This is a genomic window from Undibacterium sp. Xuan67W (genome assembly GCF_049340165.1).
Classification (GTDB): domain Bacteria; phylum Pseudomonadota; class Gammaproteobacteria; order Burkholderiales; family Burkholderiaceae_D; genus Undibacterium.
This window is the reverse complement of sequence record NZ_JBMPPN010000001.1, coordinates 223,005-236,813: the sequence shown is the minus strand read 5'-3', so window position 1 is coordinate 236,813 and position 13,809 is coordinate 223,005. Positions and strand designations below refer to the sequence as shown.

General features: G+C 47.4%; 11 protein-coding genes and 2 tRNA genes. 11 read left to right on the top strand and 2 right to left on the bottom strand.

The genetic code is table 11. From position 1 onward, the window contains the following. The first annotated feature begins 80 nt into the window (after positions 1–80). Positions 81–170 (top strand) — tRNA-Ser (locus tag ACO0LE_RS01090). A 99-nt stretch (positions 171–269) separates the two neighbouring features. After that, positions 270–1,199 carry a patatin-like phospholipase family protein gene (locus tag ACO0LE_RS01085; RefSeq protein ID WP_422958568.1) on the top strand — a complete coding sequence of 310 codons (930 nt, stop codon included), beginning with the start codon at positions 270–272 and terminating at the stop codon, positions 1,197–1,199. 124 nt (positions 1,200–1,323) lie between these two features. Here the strand turns inward: ACO0LE_RS01085 and ACO0LE_RS01080 are convergent, their stop codons facing one another. Next, positions 1,324–1,887, bottom strand: a complete 564-nt coding sequence (locus tag ACO0LE_RS01080) for a C40 family peptidase (RefSeq protein WP_422958567.1) — start codon at positions 1,885–1,887, stop codon at positions 1,324–1,326. Positions 1,888–2,100: 213 nt separating this feature from the next. On the opposite strand from ACO0LE_RS01080, the gene ACO0LE_RS01075 reads away from it, so the two are divergent. The 4 genes from ACO0LE_RS01075 (at position 2,101) to greA (ending at position 7,803) form a co-directional block, all read left to right on the top strand. Continuing rightward, on the top strand, positions 2,101–2,508 hold the full coding sequence (locus ACO0LE_RS01075) for a GlcG/HbpS family heme-binding protein (RefSeq protein WP_422958566.1): 408 nt from the start codon (positions 2,101–2,103) through the stop codon (positions 2,506–2,508). 325 nt (positions 2,509–2,833) lie between these two features. Beyond that, positions 2,834–4,009, top strand: a complete 1,176-nt coding sequence (gene carA, locus ACO0LE_RS01070; RefSeq protein ID WP_422958689.1) for a glutamine-hydrolyzing carbamoyl-phosphate synthase small subunit — start codon at positions 2,834–2,836, stop codon at positions 4,007–4,009. Between the two features lie 2 nt (positions 4,010–4,011). Beyond that, positions 4,012–7,230: a carbamoyl-phosphate synthase large subunit gene (gene carB, locus ACO0LE_RS01065; protein ID WP_422958565.1), complete on the top strand. Its 3,219-nt coding sequence runs from the start codon at positions 4,012–4,014 to the stop codon at positions 7,228–7,230. A 96-nt stretch (positions 7,231–7,326) separates the two neighbouring features. Further along, on the top strand, positions 7,327–7,803 hold the full coding sequence (gene greA, locus ACO0LE_RS01060) for a transcription elongation factor GreA (RefSeq protein ID WP_422958564.1): 477 nt from the start codon (positions 7,327–7,329) through the stop codon (positions 7,801–7,803). Positions 7,804–7,876: 73 nt separating this feature from the next. Here the strand turns inward: greA and ACO0LE_RS01055 are convergent, their stop codons facing one another. Further along, positions 7,877–8,353: a YhbY family RNA-binding protein gene (locus ACO0LE_RS01055; protein WP_422958155.1), complete on the bottom strand. Its 477-nt coding sequence runs from the start codon at positions 8,351–8,353 to the stop codon at positions 7,877–7,879. Between the two features lie 32 nt (positions 8,354–8,385). On the opposite strand from ACO0LE_RS01055, the gene ACO0LE_RS01050 reads away from it, so the two are divergent. The 5 genes from ACO0LE_RS01050 to ACO0LE_RS01030 all read left to right on the top strand — a co-directional run bounded on the left by ACO0LE_RS01050 (position 8,386) and on the right by ACO0LE_RS01030 (position 13,576). Further along, positions 8,386–9,027 carry an RlmE family RNA methyltransferase gene (locus tag ACO0LE_RS01050; protein ID WP_422958156.1) on the top strand — a complete coding sequence of 214 codons (642 nt, stop codon included), beginning with the start codon at positions 8,386–8,388 and terminating at the stop codon, positions 9,025–9,027. A 159-nt stretch (positions 9,028–9,186) separates the two neighbouring features. After that, positions 9,187–11,073, top strand: a complete 1,887-nt coding sequence (gene ftsH / locus ACO0LE_RS01045) for an ATP-dependent zinc metalloprotease FtsH (protein WP_422958563.1) — start codon at positions 9,187–9,189, stop codon at positions 11,071–11,073. Between the two features lie 72 nt (positions 11,074–11,145). Beyond that, positions 11,146–11,988: a dihydropteroate synthase gene (gene folP / locus ACO0LE_RS01040; protein WP_422958562.1), complete on the top strand. Its 843-nt coding sequence runs from the start codon at positions 11,146–11,148 to the stop codon at positions 11,986–11,988. 55 nt (positions 11,989–12,043) lie between these two features. Next, positions 12,044–13,387 carry a phosphoglucosamine mutase gene (gene glmM / locus ACO0LE_RS01035; protein WP_422958561.1) on the top strand — a complete coding sequence of 448 codons (1,344 nt, stop codon included), beginning with the start codon at positions 12,044–12,046 and terminating at the stop codon, positions 13,385–13,387. Positions 13,388–13,499: 112 nt separating this feature from the next. Beyond that, positions 13,500–13,576, top strand: a tRNA-Arg gene (locus ACO0LE_RS01030). Positions 13,577–13,809 lie beyond the last annotated feature (233 nt).

The following is a 13,809-nucleotide window of genomic DNA, read 5'->3' as shown; positions in this document are numbered from 1 at the left end:
ACAGAACATTGCTATAATGATGGGCTTGGAAGGTTGGCGCTGCTTGTGTTTGTGTCAGTCTGAATATTAATAGTAAGTACGGAAGTGTGGCCGAGTGGTTGAAGGCACCAGTCTTGAAAACTGGCGAGGGTGTGAGCCCTTCGTGAGTTCGAATCTCACCGCTTCCGCCAAGAATTTAGCAGGATCTAAGCCCACGTTGCTCTTTTGAGAACGTGGGTTTTTCGTATGTGGGTTGCCTGTTCACCTTTCTCCTAGTCCTAATGTCCCTCATGTCGCTCCAAAAAACTGTGCGTCAATTATCCCGTGTTGGTTCGTCCTTATTCGCATTGATACTTCTGTCTGCTTGTGTCTCGGCGCCGGTTCAGGTGATCGCGCCGCCTTTACCTGTCCCTGTGGTGAAAGTGCCTAAAACGATACGTATTGGCCTGGCTCTGGGTGGTGGTGCTGCGCGCGGGTTTGCGCATATCGGAGTCATTAAGGCGCTGGAATCGCAGGGTATTAATACGGATATCGTGGTGGGAACCAGTGCGGGCAGCGTTGTCGGCGCGATGTATGCAGCCGGAAATAATGGCTTTGCTTTGCAAAAAATGGCGCTGGATATGGATGAGGCGACCATTTCTGACTGGTCTTTGCCTTTGTTTGCTAAAACTAGTGGTGTGTTGAAGGGGGATGCGCTACAGGCTTACGTGAATAAATCGGTGGGGCAAACGCCTATTGAAAAATTGAAGAAGCCATTCGGCGCGGTTGCGACAGATTTGCATACTGGCTTGCCAGTCCTGTTTCAGCGCGGGAATACCGGTCTGGCGGTGCGGGCATCATCTGCGGTGCCCGGTGTATTTCAACCGGTCAAAATCAATGACAGGCAATATGTTGATGGCGGTTTGGTGTCACCGGTGCCAGTGCGCTTTGCGCGTGAGATGGGGGCAGATTTTGTTATTGCGGTAAATATTTCTTCGCAGCCAGATTCGCAGGCTGCATCCAGTTCGCTGGAAGTATTGATGCAGACGTTTACCATCATGGGTCAAAGTTTGAATCAATTTGAATTAAAAAATGCGGATGTTGTGATCAAGCCTGAGCTGGCGAGTATGAAGGGTAGTGATTTTGCCGGGCGTAATCTGGCGATTCTGGCGGGGGAAAAAGCGGCAATGTCGGCGATGACTGACATTAAGCAAAAAATTCGTCTGATGCAGGAAAAATAACGACCAGCTAAATGGCCGGTTAGTTTGTTGCTGAAATTATATACTCCAGCACAGTATATTTGCGTCACGTCCCAGATTCAGCGGGATAAGGCAGGTTTTCGATAAAAATAGGGGGAGTATAAGTTTAAGGCTTGCTATCTTGCTTCTTCTCTTCTTCGTTGATTCGTCTGGCGCCGTTAAAGCGTTTTTTCCAATACGCGATGTCCATGCTCTCTATCCGCACTTGTCCGCCAGCGGACGGTGAGTGAATAAACTTGTTATCCCCGAGATAAATGCCTACGTGAGAGAAGCCTCGGCGCAGCGTGTTATAAAATACCAGATCGCCAGGTTGTAAATCTTTTTGCTCTACGGTTTCCCCGACCTTGCTGATCTCATGTGAGGTTCTCGGTAATTCGGCACCCAGCGCATCTTTAAAAACCAGTCTTACAAAGCCACTGCAATCAAGGCCGTTTTCAGGTGTATTGCCACCACGTTTATAGCGTATCCCCAGCATATCCATTGCCTTGACCGTTAGGTTGGAGGCGCGTTCACGGAGCTCCTGAAGTTTCAGGTAGGCGGTAGATGACTCTGGGAAGGGGTTTTCTGCGGCTTGACTAGATGTGCAGAGAGTAAGCTGCAGGGCGCTGGCGAGTAGTACAGTAAGGACTAATTTTGCTTTCCTTGAATGTCGGGAAATTGGTATTAGCATCGATGCACCTGGTTGGAAAAACCGCCCAACTTTAAGCGAACTATTGCGGAATGTAAACTCGTCAATTGTAATAATTAACTAAATGATACTTATTTGGGGATGCATTTGGAGCGAAATACTGACTGGAAACTGATTAAATTGTTAAAACAGTTTGTATACTTAAGCGAACTGGCTTGACGTACAATCCGCTCACATTTCAATATGGAGATAATGATGCAAACTAAACCCGTATTAACTTTGGACGATGTAAAGACAATTGCGGCAGCAGCAGAGGCTGAGGCTAAGGCGAATTCCTGGGCAGTTGTCATTGCGATTGTCGACGACGGCGGTCATTTAATGTGGCTGCAGCGTTTGGATGGCGTGGCGCCTATCTCCGCCCAAATCGCGCCTGCCAAGGCAACTACAGCAGCGCTTGGTCGTCGTGAGTCCAAAATTTATGAAGATATTATTAATAATGGTCGCTTCTCTTTCTTGAGTGCACCGTACATTGAAGGCATGCTGGAGGGTGGCGTGCCAATTATGGTGAACGGACATTGTGTAGGTGCTGTTGGCGTTTCGGGTGTTAAGTCGTCAGAAGATGCGCAGATTGCAAAGGCTGGCATTGCCGCCTTGCAGGGTTGATATTCTGTGCGATCAAACTCTCGCTAACAGACTGATAAGCTGATTGATTGGCTGTCAGGTGTAGCAGGGCATTTAAAGCAGAAGGGCGCAAATTGGCATGGTGATCCATGTGATTTGCGCCCTTTTTCTAAGATTCTGGTTTGCCTGAGAGGCGTATTTGCGCTATAATTCTAGGGTTTAGCCAATCCAAATCCCGTCGTATCGCATACCCAAATCCACATCGCACCTTAAAATCGTCCCCAGCTACGCGAAGATTGTGCGTGGGCATTCATGACGAGTATTTCGGCGCAGCGTAGCGACGGTAACAATACAGGAGTTACCCTTGCTGCCATTTCCGCAGTCTTTACGTCCCCAACAAGATGCCATCGCCATTCTTGCCCTCGCAGACGGGACAATTTTTACCGGTATATCCATAGGCGCTTCCGGGCATACCATCGGTGAAGTCGTTTTCAATACTTCTATGACGGGTTATCAGGAAATCCTGACGGACCCAAGCTATAGCTCCCAGATCGTTACCCTGACTTATCCGCATATCGGTAATACTGGTGTGAACACAGAAGATGTCGAGTCTGACAAAATTCATGCGGCTGGTCTGATTATCAAAGATTTACCGCTGCTGGTATCGAATTTCCGCTCCGAACAATCCCTTGCCGATTATCTTAAGTCGCAAAACATCGTAGCCATCGCCGGTATCGATACGCGTAAATTAACGCGGATTTTGCGTGAAAAAGGCGCGCAGGGCGGCGCTATTCTGGTTGGTAGCGATGCAGAAAAAGCTATCGCGTTAGCGAAGTCATTTCCTGGTTTATCAGGAATGGATCTGGCGAAAGTCGTATCGACCGCCAAGTCTTACAACTGGACTGAGGCAGAATGGACGCTCGGTCAGGGTTATGGTGAGCTGACTGATCCGCAATTTCATGTGGTGGCTTTCGACTTCGGTGTTAAACGCAATATCTTGCGTATGCTCGCGCAGCGTGGTTGCAAAGTGACGGTGTTGCCTGCTCAGTCTTCGGCTGCTGATGTGCTGGCACTTAATCCTGATGGCGTATTTTTGTCAAATGGTCCTGGTGATCCAGAGCCGTGTGACTATGCGATTGCCGCCGCCAGAGAACTGATCGAAAAAGGTATTCCGACTTTCGGTATTTGTCTTGGTCATCAAATTATGGCGCTGGCGTCTGGTGCTAAAACTCTGAAGATGAAGTTCGGCCATCATGGTGCGAATCATCCGGTACAGGATTTAGACACCAAGCAGGTGTTGATCACATCACAAAACCACGGCTTCGCCGTTGATTCTGCCTCACTGCCAGCAAATTGCCGCGTGACGCATGTGTCCTTGTTTGATGGTTCCTTGCAAGGCTTTGCGCGTACTGACAAACCGGCATTTTGTTTTCAGGGACATCCTGAAGCATCGCCAGGACCGCATGATATCGCCTACCTGTTTGACCGCTTTACCCAATTAATGAGTGCCGCAAAAGCGCAGGCAAAAACAGGAGAAAAATAAAAATGCCTAAACGTCTCGATATAAAAAGTATTCTGATTATTGGTGCTGGTCCTATCATTATCGGACAAGCATGTGAGTTCGATTATTCGGGTGCACAGGCTTGTAAAGCCTTGCGCGAAGAGGGATACAGAGTCATCCTGGTGAATAGCAATCCCGCAACGATCATGACAGACCCGGAAATGGCGGATGTCACCTACATTGAACCGATTACATGGCAAGTCGTTGAGCGTATTATTGCGAAAGAAAAACCAGATGCGATTCTGCCGACAATGGGTGGCCAGACAGCATTGAATTGTGCGCTGGATTTGCACAAACACGGTATCTTAAGCAAATATAATTGCGAATTGATCGGTGCCTCGCCAGAGGCGATTGATAAGGCCGAAGACCGTTCCAAGTTTAAAGATGCGATGACCAAGATCGGCCTGGGTTCGGCCCGTTCCGGTGTGTCGCATACCATGGAAGAATCGTGGGCTGTACAGCGCACGCTGGGTTTCCCGGTCATCATTCGCCCATCGTTCACTATGGGCGGCACGGGCGGCGGTATCGCTTATAACGAAGAAGAGTTTGAAACGATTTGCAAGCGTGGTCTTGAAGCATCGCCAACCAATGAACTACTGATTGAAGAATCATTAATTGGTTGGAAAGAATACGAAATGGAAGTCGTGCGCGATAAAGCCGATAACTGCATTATCGTGTGCTCGATTGAAAATCTGGATCCGATGGGTGTACACACTGGTGACTCAATTACGGTAGCGCCGGCGCAAACGCTGACAGATAAAGAATATCAAATCATGCGGAACGCCTCACTGGCAGTTTTGCGTGAAATTGGGGTGGATACTGGCGGCTCTAATGTGCAGTTTTCCATCAATCCGGCGGATGGCCGCATGATCGTGATTGAGATGAATCCGCGTGTATCGCGTTCGTCTGCATTAGCGTCTAAGGCAACCGGGTTCCCGATTGCCAAAATCGCGGCGAAGCTGGCGGTTGGCTTTACTCTCGATGAGCTGCGCAATGAAATTACGGGCGGTGCAACACCAGCTTCTTTTGAGCCATCCATCGATTACGTGGTAACTAAAATACCGCGTTTTGCTTTTGAAAAATTTCCTCAGGCCGATAGTCACTTAACGACGCAAATGAAATCGGTCGGTGAAGTCATGGCGATTGGTCGTACGTTCCAGGAGTCTTTCCAGAAAGCCCTGCGCGGCCTGGAAGTCGGTGTAGACGGGATGAACCAGAAAACTCTGGATCGTGAAGTGATCGAGGAGGAACTTGGTGAGCCTGGTCCGGATCGTATATGGTATGTCGGTGATGCATTCGGTCTCGGTTTTACGCTTGAAGAAGTGCATCAATTGACGCATATTGATCCATGGTTCCTTGCGCAGATCAAAGATATCGTTGATATCGAATTGTGGCTGGATCATCAGACTTTGGATAGTCTCGATAAAGAAGTGCTGTTAAAAATCAAGCAAAAAGGCTTCTCTGACCGCCGTCTCGCAAAATTGTTGAAAACAACGGATAAGGCAGTGCGCGAACGTCGTCATGCGCTGAATATCCGTCCTGTTTATAAACGTGTAGATACCTGTGCCGCAGAATTCGCAACCAAGACTGCGTACATGTATTCAACGTATGAAGAAGAGTGTGAATCTGCACCGACGGATAAGAAAAAAATCATGGTGCTGGGCGGTGGTCCTAACCGTATCGGTCAAGGTATTGAATTCGATTATTGCTGCGTACATGCGGCGTTTGCAATGCGTGAAGATGGCTATGAGACGATCATGGTTAACTGCAATCCCGAAACAGTCTCTACGGACTACGACACATCGGATCGTTTGTATTTTGAGCCGCTGACATTGGAAGATGTACTCGAGATAGTCGATAAAGAAAAACCAGTTGGCGTAATTGTTCAATACGGCGGACAGACGCCTTTGAAACTTGCCCTGGATCTGGAGGCGAATGGCGTGCCGATCATCGGTACCTCACCAGACATGATTGATGCCGCAGAAGACCGCGAGCGTTTCCAGCAAATGTTGCATACCTTAGGTTTGCGTCAACCACCAAATCGTACCGCGCGCACTGAAGAGCAGGCCTTGGCTCTGGCGCAGGAGATCGGTTATCCGCTGGTAGTTCGTCCATCGTATGTATTGGGTGGGCGTGCCATGGAGATTGTGCATGAACAACGTGATCTTGAGCGCTACATGCGTGAAGCCGTCAAGGTGTCGCATGATTCCCCTGTGTTGCTGGATCGTTTCCTGAATGATGCAATTGAGGTGGATGTTGACTGTATTTCAGATGGTGAGCATACCTTCATCGGTGGTGTGATGGAGCATATCGAGCAGGCTGGCGTGCACTCTGGTGACTCAGCATGCTCATTGCCGCCATATTCTCTGGCAGCCGACACGATTGACGAGCTGAAACGCCAGACGTCCTTGATGGCAAAAGGTTTGAATGTCGTCGGTTTGATGAATGTGCAGTTTGCGATTCAGCAGCAGGATGGTAAAGACGTTGTCTATGTACTGGAGGTGAATCCGCGCGCATCCCGCACGGTGCCTTATGTTTCTAAAGTTACAGGCTTGCAGTTAGCTAAAATTGCCGCGCGTTGCATGGTAGGGCAATCACTGGCTTCGCAAGGCATTCACAAAGAAGTTGTGCCATCTTATTTCAGCGTCAAAGAAGCCGTATTCCCATTCGTCAAATTCCCGGGGGTAGATACGATTCTTGGACCAGAGATGAAGTCCACAGGCGAAGTTATGGGTGTTGGCAAGACGTTTGGCGAAGCTTTTGTGAAATCGCAACTCGGTGCCAGCATCAAGTTGCCGACATCAGGCAAGGTGTTCCTGAGTGTCAAGGGAAGTGACAAGCCGCGGGCAGTTAAGGTTGCAGCTGATCTGGTCGAGATGGGCTTTAGCGTAGTGGCGACAAAGGGTACGGCCGCAGCGATTGCCGCGGCAGGTATACCTGTTGGCACGATTAATAAAGTCGCTGAAGGTCGTCCGCACGTAGTTGATATCATCAAGAACCACGAAATCGCTCTGGTCATCAACACAGTCGAAGAGAAGCGTAGTGCAATTACCGATTCACGTGCCATTCGCGTGTCATCGTTAGCTGCTCGTGTGCCCACGTATACGACAATTGCAGGAGCTGAGGCAGCAGTGCAGGGTATGCGTCATCTGGATGAATTGCATGTCTATGATTTACAAGGTCTGCATAAAACCTTACACTAAGCAAATAGCTTAAACTTCGATACAGAGGTCACAGACGGTGTCCAGTCCGGATGCCAGATGTGGCCTCTGTATTTTTACTTTATGAGTGTGAATGAAATGAGTACAGTACCTCTTACTAAGTTCGGCGCAGAATTGCTGAAGCAAGAATTGCATAATTTGAAGACGAAAGAGCGTCCAGACGTCATTAACGCTATTGCTGAAGCGCGTGCTCAGGGCGATTTGTCAGAAAATGCTGAATATGATGCGGCAAAAGAGCGTCAGAGTTTTATTGAGGGACGTATTGCTGAATTAGAAGGTAAGCTCAGCGCCGCACAAATTATCGATCCTTCGACTCTGGATGCAGAAGGTCGTGTCGTGTTTGGTGCAACAGTGCGTTTGGAAGATCTCGAAACAGAGCAAAAAGTCAGTTATCAGATCGTTGGTGACGATGAGGCTGATATCAAACTAAGTAAAGTTTCAATCAGTTCACCGATCGCACGCGCCTTGATCGGTAAATATGTCGGCGACGTCGTCGGTGTTCAGGCACCTGCCGGTGTTCGTGAGTACGAAGTGCTGGATGTGTTGTACATCTAAATAAAAAAAGACCAGACTGATCAAGGTCTGGTCTTTTATTGATTTGCAGCGAAATGCTGCATTTGCTGTATGATCAGGCATTACCCAAAGCAGATTTCTTCGCGCTGGATTGACGTGGTTTAGCACGCTTGATCGAACCACCTTGTGTGACGCGCTCATTGCCTTTAACCATGACTTTCGAAACCGTAGGTTTTTTGGTGCCGCTAGCGCTAGGTTTAACGATCGTAACCTCACGCATACCTTTACCTTTTTTAACTAACTTGGTTTCTTTGATGCCGTCGACTTTAGGGCGATAAAGAACCAGTAATTTACCGATATGCTGGACCGGCGCTGCTTTGAGCGACTCGCAAATCGTGTCATACATCGTAACGCGTGCTTCGCGGTCATCGCCAAATACGCGTACTTTAATCAATCCATGTGAGCTGAGACCAGCATCGATTTCTTTCATCACGGCGGGCGATAAACCGGCTTCACCGATCAGAACGATAGGTTTCAGGGCATGGGCTTCGGAGCGCAATTCGCTACGTTCAGCGGGCGTGAGTTTCAACATATAAATTCCTTTAAAAGCAGTATTTTACGCGAATGGCAAAAAATAAATTCAATCAAAATTGGGTGCACGACCATATTAACGATCCTTATGTCAAATTGGCACAGAAGGAAGGTTATCGTGCGCGTGCCGTTTATAAGCTGAAGGAAATCGATGAAGCGGAAAAATTGATCAAGCCGGGACAGATTATCGTCGATTTAGGAGCAACACCAGGTAGTTGGTCGCAATATGTCCGCAATAAATTAGCTGGCAAAGACGGCGGCGGTATCTTGGGGGAGATTTTTGCACTGGACTTATTGCCAATGGATCCCATTGCTGATGTCCAATTTATCCAGGGTGACTTCCGTGAAGAAGAGGTACTGAGTCAACTGGAAGCTAAATTGCAAGGTCGTAAATTAGATCTTGTTTTATCTGACATGGCACCTAATCTATCCGGTAATTCTACTGTGGATGCCGCACGTATCGAATATATTCTTGAGTTGGCAGTGGAATTTTCTAACGCGCACCTGAAACCGACCGGAGCTTTGCTGGTGAAGTGCTTTCATGGTCCAGCCTACAATACGATCGTGACGATGTTTAAAACGCAATTTAAAACCGTCACAAGTAAAAAACCCAAAGCCAGCAAAGACAAGTCATCTGAGATATTTTTGCTCGGTCGCGGGCTGAAAAATGACTAAAAATACTTAAATAGATCAAAAATAGCTAAATTGCCCGCCAATCAGACCTTGATAATCATCAAAGTGGGCTGCATATGCGCTCTAGCAAGCTCTATCCAATGCGGGTAAAATGCAAAATTACAGTGTGTACAGGCGTGCTTATACGTCCAAGGAGTTCTCGTGAATAATATGTTTTCAAAAGCAGCCATTTGGGTCGTTATAGCCTTGGTGCTTTTTACTGTGTTCAAACAGTTTGATAAGGGCATTTCTTCTGGTGCCTCCGCAATGCCATATTCCGAGTTCCTGGATGAGGTTCGTGCTAAACACATCAAGGACGCAACGATTGATGATGCAAACCGTACTGTCACAGCGACGACACTGGACGGTAAAAAAATCAAATCTCAACTGACTATATTTGATCGCGGTCTGGTTGGTGATCTGGTAAACAATGGAATTAAATTTGATAATAAACCGCCTGAAGAACAATCGTTCTTGTCGCAGGTGTTTATTTCATGGTTCCCGATGTTGCTGCTGATCGGCGTTTGGGTATTCTTTATGCGCCAGATGCAAGGCGGCGGTAAGGGCGGTGCTTTTTCTTTTGGTAAGTCCAAAGCCAGAATGCTGGATGACACCAATAATAACGTCACTTTTGCCGATGTCGCCGGTTGCGATGAAGCGAAAGAAGAGGTTGGTGAAATCGTCGATTTCTTGCGCGATCCAAGCAAATTTCAAAAACTTGGTGGGCGTATCCCTCGTGGCGTATTAATGGTAGGTCCTCCAGGTACAGGTAAAACCTTGCTGGCACGTGCAATTGCCGGCGAAGCAAAGGTGCCTTTTTTTACTATTTCAGGTTCTGACTTTGTCGAAATGTTTGTCGGTGTAGGTGCTTCCCGCGTTCGGGATATGTTTGAAAACGCGAAAAAACACGCACCATGTATTATCTTTATTGATGAGATTGATGCTGTCGGACGCCATCGCGGTGCCGGTATGGGCGGTGGGAATGATGAGCGCGAACAAACATTGAATCAAATGTTGGTGGAGATGGATGGCTTTGAGGCTAATTCCGGTGTGATCGTGATCGCCGCGACTAACCGTGCTGACGTATTAGATAAAGCCTTATTGCGTCCAGGTCGTTTTGATCGTCAGGTTTCTGTTGGCTTGCCGGATATTCGTGGTCGCGAACAAATTTTGAATGTACACATGCGCAAGGTTCCTATTAGTACTGATGTCAAGGCAGATATCCTGGCTCGAGGAACCCCTGGTATGTCTGGTGCTGACCTGGCGAATTTGGTGAATGAAGCCGCATTATTTGCTGCGCGCCGTAATAAGCGTCTGGTGGAGATGCTGGATTTCGAAGATGCAAAAGACAAAATATTCATGGGTCCAGAGCGTAAATCTATGGTGATGCGGGAAGATGAACGTCGTAATACCGCTTACCACGAGTCTGGCCATGCAGTTGTCGCAAAGCTATTGCCCAAAGCAGATCCTGTGCATAAGGTCACCATCATGCCGCGTGGTTTTGCATTGGGGTTGACTTGGCAGTTACCTGAGCATGACCAGATTAGCGGTTATAAAGACAAAATGCTGGAAGAAATTTCAATTTTGTTTGGTGGTCGTATCGCTGAAGAGATTTTTGTCGGACAAATGTCGACTGGTGCATCAAATGACTTTTCTCGTGCAACCAAACTGGCACGTGCGATGGTGACTCGTTTTGGTATGTCCGATAGCATGGGTGTGATGGTGTATGAGGACAGTCAAAGTGAAGGTTACTTCGGCGGCCCTTCTAAAACAATTTCTGAAGTAACGCAGCAAAAAGTCGACGCGGAGATCCGTAGTATTCTGGATACTCAATATGCGTTATCACGAAAATTGTTGGAAGAAAATCGTGACAAGGTTGAGGCAATGACTAAGGCGTTGCTGGATTGGGAAACGATTGATGCGGATCAGATTAATGACATCATGAGCGGTATTGACCCTCGCCCGCCGAAGCCAGGCCAGTCCACTAGAAAAACACCTTCAGATTCAAGTTCTGGTGGTGTGTCTCCTAATGCGACGGCACCAGCCTAAGATTTATCTGGTGAAATATGTTTAATTTGGTTTAGGGTGAGAAGTGATTCTCGCCCTAATTTTTTTATATATATGAATAATTTTTTTGATTGCGGACGGTATCGCTTTCCTTTGCGGGGAAGTCAATTTCGACCGATTGTGTTGGGTATCCTGAATGTAACGCCAGATTCGTTTTCTGATGGCGGACAGTTCCAGGCACTTGACGGCGCAATGTCTCATGCAGAGCAAATGATTCAGGATGGCGTTGACATTATTGATATAGGTGGGGAGTCTACCCGGCCAGGCTCAGCCACGGTTTCTCTGAATGAAGAGCTAGACCGGGTGATGCCGATTATTTACGCTTTGCGTGACTGCGGCAAACCTCTGTCAATTGATACCTATAAAACTGAAGTCATGCGTGAGGCGATACTTGCCGGTGCCGATATGGTTAATGACATCAATGGATTCCGGTCTGAAGGTGCTGTCACTACAGTCGCAGCAAGTGATGTCGGCTTATGTGTGATGCATATGCAAAATTCCCCCACAGACATGCAGCAACGCCCTCAGTATGAGGATGTCAACGAAGAGGTTACATTGTTTTTGGAGGAGCGCCTGACTGCTTTTAATAAGGTTGGCATAGAGAATTCACGCCTTTGCATCGACCCTGGGTTTGGTTTTGGAAAAACTCTAGAGCATAATATTTCGATGTTAAAAAATATTGCTCAATTTCAGACTAAGCTTGGTTTACCGCTCCTTGCCGGCTTATCGCGCAAATCCATGTTGGGAACGATTACTGGAAAGCATGTTGAACATCGCCAGGCGGCAAGCTTGGCCGCAGCATTAGCGGCCATCGCTCATGGAGCAAAGATTGTACGGGTGCATGATGTTGCCGGAACGATCGATGCCATCAAAGTATGGCAAGCATTAAGTAATTAGATGGTTAAGTAGTTCAATAATCAATTGGATATGTAATTACATAAAGAGAATAAAAATGACGAGAAGATATTTTGGTACCGATGGTATTCGAGGCAAAGTCGGTGTATCACCAATTACTCCTGATTTCGTAATGCGTTTAGGTTATGCAGCAGGTAAAGTTCTTGCGCAAAACGGCCATGTTGGTGAGTCTAAACCGACCGTGCTGATCGGTAAAGATACGAGAGTATCTGGGTATATGTTAGAGGCCTCACTAGAGGCCGGATTTGCGGCAGCTGGTGTCGATGTGATGTTGTCAGGTCCTATGCCAACGCCCGCCGTTGCTTATCTGACCCGTGCTTTGCGTTTGTCTGCTGGTGTTGTGATATCGGCTTCTCACAATCCATATTACGACAACGGTATTAAATTCTTTTCTGCCCAGGGAAACAAATTGCCTGATGAAGTCGAGCTGGCGATTGAGGCTGAACTCGAGCGCACAATGGACTGTGTGAGTTCAGATTTGCTAGGTAAGGCACATCGTTTGCGAGATGCTAACGGAAGGTATATCGAATTTTGTAAAAGTACCTATCCAAACGAATTGGATTTGCGCGGATTAAAAATTGTAGTTGATTGCGCTCACGGTGCAGCCTACGATATTGCTCCCCATGTCTTCCACGAACTAGGTGCCGAAGTCATCTCCATCGGTAATCAGCCAAACGGATTTAATATTAACGATAAGGTCGGTGCAACTGCGCCGGATGCATTAGCCTTAGCTGTGAGAGCAAATCATGCTGATCTGGGTATTGCCCTCGACGGAGATGCGGATCGGCTGGTCATGGTCGACAAGAACGGTAAAATTTACAATGGCGATCAACTCTTGTATTTGATGGTCATGGATCGGTTGGCGATTGGCCCGGTCAAGGGGGTGGTCGGTACTTTAATGACGAATATGGCAGTAGAACTGGCGCTGAAAGAACTTGGTGTTGGTTTTGTCCGGGCTAAGGTCGGCGATCGTTATGTGCTTGAACAAATGCAAGAGCATGGATGGTTATTAGGTGGTGAAGGTTCCGGTCACTTGCTGTGTCTGGATAAACACACGACAGGGGATGGAATTGTCTCTGCCTTGCAGGTGCTTTCTGCTTTGCGCCGCAATAATAAAACCTTGGATCAATGCTTTGAGCAATTACATCTTTTTCCTCAGGTACTGATTAATGTAAAAGTCTCTGCTGGTTTTGACTGGCAAAAAAATCCACTCGCCGTGAGTGAAAAAAAACGTGCGGAAACTGAAATGGGTGATAAAGGCCGTGTCTTGATTCGCGCCTCTGGAACGGAGCCTTTAGTTCGTGTCATGGTTGAGGCGGTTGATTTGGATATGGCAAATCGTTATGCCCGCCAGTTAGCGGATATTATTGCTCCCAAATAGAGTTTAATTGCGTCTGGAATGGCTTTCATTCTTGAATATGGATGGTATTCCATGTACTATTCAGCCTTCTGTTTTTATGCATCGCATCTTGTGTGATGCGTATCCAAACGACCTGTCCATAGCTCAGTTGGATAGAGCACGAGCCTTCTAAGCTCGGGGTCGCAGGTTCGATTCCTGCTGGGCAGGCCAATGAAATTAAGTACTAAGCCCAGTTTTTTGACTGGGCTTTTTGCTTATTAGTACCCCAAGTTTCGTCGCGTTATCGCTTGCAGCGCTATTGCGCGGTCATTTCTGTATCACCTCGTAATCCTCAAAAGTTTCTTCTTATGCTACTTGCCCCTATTTTTAAAGCGGGCATATATTGATGTGGAATTTCTCGCTGCTACATTCTTACCCGCATCCAAATAAGCCATATTTATTGA